Raw genomic sequence first — 6886 nt, forward strand, 5'->3', positions numbered from 1 at the left:
GGGAGACCCCACAGGCGCAAAGGCGCCGAGGAGGCTCCCGGACCGCCCGCGGAAAGCGAGTGCCTGGAGTGGAAATCAACGTTCGAATTTTTAAACTCTCAAAAAAACTGTAGACAAACTCGATTTTCATCGAGTTTGTCTACAGTCTGAAGCCCGTAAAGACGGGCTTTTATTTTTGTTTAAAAAAGGCAATGGCCTCCTCTTACAGCCATTTCACTTTTGGTTCAGTTTTATCGATAATTCGTTTGATGTTCGCACGATGGCGGTAAAAAATGAAAATCGTTAAAATGCCAATAACAATAATTAGAGCCCAATCATCGGTATGAAACACTAAGCTGTAAATGAGAGCTAGTAGACAAGCAATCATGGAAGATAGTGAAACATATTTGGATATGTATAAGGATATAAAGAATATGATAAGGACAATAAGAAAAAATACTGGTTCATATGCAAGGATAACACCAGCCGATGTTGCGACTGCTTTTCCACCTCGAAAGTTTGCAAAAATAGGGAACATATGACCAATTACTGCAAAAACTCCGGCTAGCAATAGATTCATTTCCACTCCAAGCATTAACGGAAGAAAAGTTGCTAGAGTCCCTTTAAGTATATCCATGATAGTAACGGTTAGCCCTGCCTTGACACCAAGTGTCCGGAAGGTATTTGTCCCGCCTAGATTTTTACTGCCATGCTCCCGAATATCGATTTTGTAAAAGGTTTTACCGATTATTAAACCGGATGGAATCGACCCTATCAAGTAGGCAGACAGTAAAGTGAAAAATGTAAGCATTCTATGACCCTTTCTTTAAAGAAAAATCTTCTTATTTTATCACGGTTAACAGGCTGAAAGTTCCTTTTATCGATATTGGACGCGGAGGAACAGCTAAAACAACCTTTAAATACATGATAAGCTCCTCTTATTGTAACATTTTCGTGACAAAATGGTATGGCTGTCCAAAAAAAATCCTCTAAAAAAAGATTTTTCCTTGATGAACATGCATCATTTGATATACGTTTATGTCCATATAGGTTGAAGAGGTTTATGAATTCGTTTTTTCGTAAATATAAGATATGCGGGTTACCTATAGTGTATAAATTGATACAATCCGTGGTAGTCTGTATGAAAATAAAGAAAGTTAAGAGATACTTACCTTTTCGAATCCAGTTATTTCTTGTATAATAGTTTTTCTTAATAATGGTAATAATCAGCTTTTCTCTGTAAAATATCTTTGTTGAGGAATACTTTATGCGTATGAATACATTTTATTATAAAGGGGATTGATAAAAATGATAGAAAATCCAAGCAGAGAAGAAATGGGTCAGATATTAAAAAAATCGAAGCGCATTGCTGTTGTGGGATTATCAAATAACCCCGAGCGTACTTCTTATATGGTATCAAAAGCAATGCAGGATAACGGGTATGAAATCATCCCTGTAAATCCAGCTGTATCGGAAGTGCTGGGCGTTAAGGCCGTAAAAGCACTTAAAGATATTGAAGGACATGTCGATATCGTCAATGTTTTTCGCCGTTCTGAATTCCTTCCGGAGATTGCCAAAGAATTCGCAGAAATCGATGCTGATATTTTTTGGGCGCAGCTTGGGGTTGAAAATGAGGAAGCTTATGATTATCTAAAAGAAAAAGGTTATACTGTCATCATGGATCGATGTATAAAAGTTGAACACGCCCTTACGAAGTAAACTGGAAAGAGCGGATCTTCCGCTCTTTTTTAAAGGTATCTAAAGTTTCATTCGAAGAAATCCAATAATACCTAGCAATGGCTGGAATTGGAGAACGTGGGGGCATATCGATCATTTTAAAGAATAATTTAAGTGAAATAGTAAAAGTGTATTTGCCAAATGAAAAATTACCGCTACAATTAGAACGGTAGCTAAGATACGTTTACAAAACTAATAAGTTCTAACCAATGGTGCTAACGTTAATAAAAGGGACTAAAAAAATAGAACACTTGTTCTTTGTTCGTGAAAGTATTATACTTTTTGTATGATTATCAAGGTATCAATTATTTTGTAAGAGCTAGAGAGTCATTTCATTGCAGTATGATTTGGCCCGGAAATTGTGTTTAGTAAGGAAAGGGGAATTTCTGTGGCAAAGAAAGTAAAAACAATCGAGTACAATGATGATGCAATTCAGGTACTGGAAGGCCTCGAAGCGGTCAGAAAACGTCCCGGTATGTATATCGGCAGTACTGATGCACGTGGACTTCATCATTTAGTGTACGAGATTGTAGATAACTCCGTAGATGAGGCTTTGGCTGGATATGGAGACCAGATTAGTGTGAAAATACATAAAGATAACAGTATAAGTGTGACAGATAAAGGGCGTGGGATGCCCACTGGTATGCATAAATTGGGAAAACCAACACCTGAAGTCATTTTGACGATTCTTCATGCAGGCGGTAAATTTGGACAAGGCGGATATAAAACGAGCGGTGGCCTTCATGGTGTAGGTGCCTCGGTCGTTAACGCGTTGTCTGAATGGCTAGTCGTGTCGATTAAAAGGGACGGATTTGTTTATGAACAACGGTTTTTCAAAGGTGGAAAACCTGAAACGACCCTGGAGAAAATCGGTAAGACCAACCAAGTTGGTACGAAAATCCATTTCAAGCCAGATCCGAAAATATTTTCGGTTACGACTTTTAATTATGATATCCTCTCTGAACGACTACGCGAATCTGCCTTTCTTTTAAAAGGCATGAAAATAGAATTGACTGATGAACGTTATGACCAGCATGAAACTTTTCATTATGAAAACGGAATTGAAGCCTTTGTAGCCTACCTAAATGAAGAAAAGGAAACCCTTCATAGTGTTATCAGCTTAGAGGGAGACCAGAATGGGATAGAAGTCGACCTTGCTTTCCAATTTAATGATGGGTATTCAGAAAATATTCTTAGCTTTGTAAATAATGTTCGTACAAAAGACGGCGGCACCCATGAGATTGGCGCAAAAACAGCTATGACAAGGGCATTTAATGATTATGCTAGAAAAATGGGTCTGCTAAAGGAAAAAGATAAAAACCTCGAAGGTACCGATATACGAGAAGGCTTATCTTCAATTATTTCTGTGCGTATCCCTGAAGAACTTCTGCAATTTGAAGGACAAACCAAAAGCAAACTTGGAACAAGTGAAGCCCGTTCGGCCGTTGATTCAATCGTGTCGGAGCACTTAGCTTACTTTTTTGAAGAAGATCCGACTACTAGTACATTGTTGGTGAAAAAATCAATTAAAGCATTCCAGGCCCGTGAAGCTGCTCGTAAAGCTCGTGAAGATGCAAGAAGTGGTAAGAAACGGAAAAAATCGGATGGCATCCTTTCTGGTAAGTTGACACCAGCTCAATCTAAAAATCCTGAGCGGAATGAATTGTATCTTGTGGAAGGGGACTCTGCAGGAGGATCCGCAAAACAAGGACGCGATCGCCGTTTTCAAGCGGTACTGCCATTACGGGGTAAAGTTATCAATACAGAAAAGGCAAAACTAGCGGATATTTTTAAAAACGAAGAAATCAATACGATTATCCATGCTATCGGTGCAGGAGTCGGAGCGGAGTTTAATACCTCGGACACTAATTATGATAAAGTGATTATCATGACTGATGCCGATACGGATGGCGCCCATATCCAAGTACTTCTTCTGACATTCTTTTATCGCTATATGAAGCCGTTAATTGAAGCAGGTAAGGTATTCATAGCCTTGCCGCCTTTATATAAAGTGAGTAAAGGGTCCGGGAAGAAAGAAGTCATTGAATATGCATGGAGTGATGATGAACTTCAGGGAGCGATAAACAAGGTAGGGAAAGGCTATATGATTCAACGTTATAAAGGGCTGGGAGAGATGAATGCCGATCAATTATGGGATACGACAATGAACCCGGAAACCAGAACATTAATACGCGTGAAAATAGATGACGGTGCGCGTGCAGAAAGACGTGTGACAACGTTAATGGGAGACAAAGTGGAACCACGCCGTAAATGGATAGAAACCAATGTCGCTTTTGGTCTCGAAGAAGAATCGAATATTTTAGATAATGAAAATATGTCGATTGAAGAGGAGGTCAATAACGATGGTATTTGAGGAAACGTTTCGTGATTTGCCGCTTGAAGAGGTTATTGGAGACCGTTTCGGGCGTTATAGTAAATATATTATCCAGGATCGAGCACTTCCAGATGCAAGGGATGGGTTAAAACCGGTACAGCGCAGGATATTATATGCGATGTATGTAGAAGGAAATACACAGGAAAAAGGATTTAGAAAATCTGCAAAAACAGTCGGAAACGTAATTGGTAACTATCACCCTCATGGAGATTCTTCGGTTTACGAGGCAATGGTACGGATGAGCCAGGACTGGAAGTTGCGTAAAGTCATGGTCCAAATGCACGGAAACAACGGTAGTATTGATGGCGATCCGCCTGCTGCAATGCGGTATACAGAAGCAAGACTTTCATCAATTGCATCCGAGATGTTACGTGATATTGAAAAACGAACTGTTGATTTTGTCCCGAACTTTGATGATACCTCAGAAGAACCTATCGTATTACCTGCGATGTTCCCTAATTTACTTGTTAACGGCTCGACAGGAATTTCTGCAGGATATGCAACGGAAATCCCTCCACATCAATTAGGTGAGGTCATTGATGCTGCTATAATGCGGATTGATAATCCAGAAGCAACAGTAGCAGAATTAATGACGGTCATTAAAGGACCGGATTTCCCTACAGGTGGTATCATTCAAGGAATTGAAGGGATTCGTAAAGCTTATGAAACAGGTAAAGGGAAAATCATAATTCGTGGCTTGGCTGATGTGGAAACGATCCGTGGCGGTAAACAGCAAATCGTCATCACGGAAATCCCTTATGAAGTCAATAAAGCGAACCTTGTTAAGAAAATGGATGAATTCCGTCTTGATCGGAAAGTAGAAGGCATCGCAGAAGTACGTGATGAAACCGACCGTACAGGTCTACGTATTGTAATAGAACTGAAAAAAGAAGCGGATGCAAATGGTGTCCTGCATTATCTATACAAAAATTCAGATCTTCAAATTGCATACAATTTTAATATGGTCGCAATTTATAAAAAACGGCCAACTTTAATGAGTCTTCCAAAAATGCTCGATGCGTATATCAATCATCGTAAAGAAGTAATTGTGAACCGTTCCCGTTATGAATTGCAAAAAGCACATGACCGGGCACATATTGTCGATGGTTTAATGAAAGCACTGTCCATTTTAGATGAAGTCATCGCTGTAATCCGTGCGTCTAAAGACAAACGTAATGCTAAAGATAACCTTATCGCTAAATTTTCTTTTACAGAAGCACAGGCCGAAGCAATTGTATCCTTACAATTATACCGTTTAACAAACACAGATATTACGGCTCTTGAAGAAGAGGCAGCGGAGTTGAACAGCAAAATTGAGGAATTGACCAAGATCCTAGGCAGTGAAAAGGTACTTCTCCAGGTAATTAAAAAAGAATTACGATTCATTAAAAAAGGGTTTGATGACGGACGGCGCTCTAAAATTGAGAAAGAGATCGAAGAAATCAAAATCAATCTTGAAGTCTTGATCGCGAGTGAAGACGTGATGGTGACAGTGACAAAAGAAGGCTATGTTAAACGGACATCCTTACGATCGTATTCAGCATCAGGCGGGCTTGATTTTGGCATGAAAGATTCCGATCGAATGCTACAGCGGCTGGAAATGAATACAACAGACGTTCTGTTACTATTCACTTCCAAAGGCAATTACCTTTATTGCCCAGTTCATCAGCTTCCTGATATCCGCTGGAAGGAAACCGGCCAGCATATCGCGAACATCATTCCAATTGACCGAGAAGAACAAATCATAAAAGCGATTCCTATCAAAGACTTTACCCTGCCGCAATTCTTAGTGTTCGTCACGAAAAACGGTATGGTGAAAAAGACTGAACTAGCTTCCTATAAAGCACAGCGGCATTCGAAACCGCTAGTTGGTGTCAATTTAAAGGGCGATGATGAATTGGTTGATGTCCATCATACAGATGGTCAGGCAGAACTGTTCCTAGTCACTCATAACGGCTACGGATTATGGTTTGATGAAGAAGAAGTAAGTGTTGTTGGAGTCCGAGCAGCAGGGGTTAAAGGGATTAATTTGAAAGAAGATGACTATGTTATTGGCGGCAAGGTTTTAGCCAAGGATAGTAAAGAATCAATCCTGATTGTTACCCAGCGCGGAGCCATCAAGAAAATGAAATTAACCGAGTTTGAAAAAACAGGGCGTGCAAAACGCGGCGTCGTGGTCTTAAGAGAATTGAAATCGAATCCACACCGGGTCATTGGATTTGAAACCGTCAATAAAACAGACAGTCTTTTCATTCTTTCTGAAAAGGGCATAATTGAAACAATCCATGCTGCTTCATTAAAAAATCATGATCGTTACACGAATGGATCTTTTGTTTTTGATGAAACTTCAAGTGGAAAAGCGAAAGAAATGTGGAAGATATCTTTAGAAGATGAATCTGCTCTAGAGTCGTAAACAATTCTTTTATAAAAAAGGATGCTGACAATAATCAGCATCCTTCAGTTTGTAGACAAAAGGGGTTCGGAATGTTTTAATTCCGGCCCCCTTTTGAAATTCCCTTTGAATTTTGCTCAAGATTAAGAGATTGGGCCTCTACGAGCCCACTATATTAAGCCATTCTTGGACCTTGCCATGTCCAATTGGCCATCCTCTTTATATTCATGGCAGCGAAAGTAAGCATCGCCTGCATCGACATTTTTTTAAGTCCCCTTAAAGTGGTCTAACGCATACCATGCTTTTCTTTTGCATCTGCGAATACGCGCTCTATTGTTTCTTTACGTTTCGCATATATAGGTTTTACATCCTTGTGATGACGC

General features: G+C 39.7%; 4 protein-coding genes and 1 pseudogene. 3 read left to right on the top strand and 2 right to left on the bottom strand.

Annotated features, from left to right (window positions below; all coding sequences use genetic code 11):
• Positions 1-202: 202 nt before the first annotated feature.
• On the bottom strand, positions 203-790 hold the full coding sequence (gene plsY, locus ACQKMR_RS27900) for a glycerol-3-phosphate 1-O-acyltransferase PlsY (protein ID WP_427700170.1): 588 nt from the start codon (positions 788-790) through the stop codon (positions 203-205).
• Positions 791-1287: 497 nt separating this feature from the next.
• Between plsY and ACQKMR_RS27905 the strand changes: the two genes are divergently transcribed.
• From ACQKMR_RS27905 to parC, 3 genes are all read left to right on the top strand, one after another.
• Positions 1288-1698 carry a CoA-binding protein gene (locus tag ACQKMR_RS27905; protein ID WP_427700171.1) on the top strand — a complete coding sequence of 137 codons (411 nt, stop codon included), beginning with the start codon at positions 1288-1290 and terminating at the stop codon, positions 1696-1698.
• Between the two features lie 406 nt (positions 1699-2104).
• A complete protein-coding gene (gene parE, locus ACQKMR_RS27910) occupies positions 2105-4090 on the top strand; it encodes a DNA topoisomerase IV subunit B (RefSeq protein ID WP_427700172.1) in 1986 nt (661 codons plus the stop codon).
• Complete coding sequence (gene parC / locus ACQKMR_RS27915; RefSeq protein WP_427700173.1) at positions 4080-6524, top strand: DNA topoisomerase IV subunit A; 2445 nt, start codon at positions 4080-4082, stop codon at positions 6522-6524. The genes parE and parC overlap by 11 nt, the downstream gene beginning before the upstream one ends.
• A 154-nt stretch (positions 6525-6678) precedes the next feature.
• Here parC and ACQKMR_RS27920 read toward each other — a convergent pair.
• A pseudogene (locus tag ACQKMR_RS27920) lies at positions 6679-6886 on the bottom strand (transposase); the annotation flags it as partial.

It is taken from the genome of Peribacillus sp. NPDC096540, assembly GCF_050278525.1.
In the GTDB taxonomy this organism is placed as follows: Bacteria; Bacillota; Bacilli; order Bacillales; family DSM-1321; genus Peribacillus.

Bases quoted from the DNA above. Each gene is read 5' to 3' on its own strand.
- parC (WP_427700173.1), top strand. From the start codon at position 4,080: ATGGTATTTGAGGAAACGTTTCGTGATTTGCCGCTTGAAGAGGTTATT.
- plsY (WP_427700170.1), bottom strand. From the start codon at position 790: ATGCTTACATTTTTCACTTTACTGTCTGCCTACTTGATAGGGTCGATT.
- ACQKMR_RS27905 (WP_427700171.1), top strand. From the start codon at position 1,288: ATGATAGAAAATCCAAGCAGAGAAGAAATGGGTCAGATATTAAAAAAA.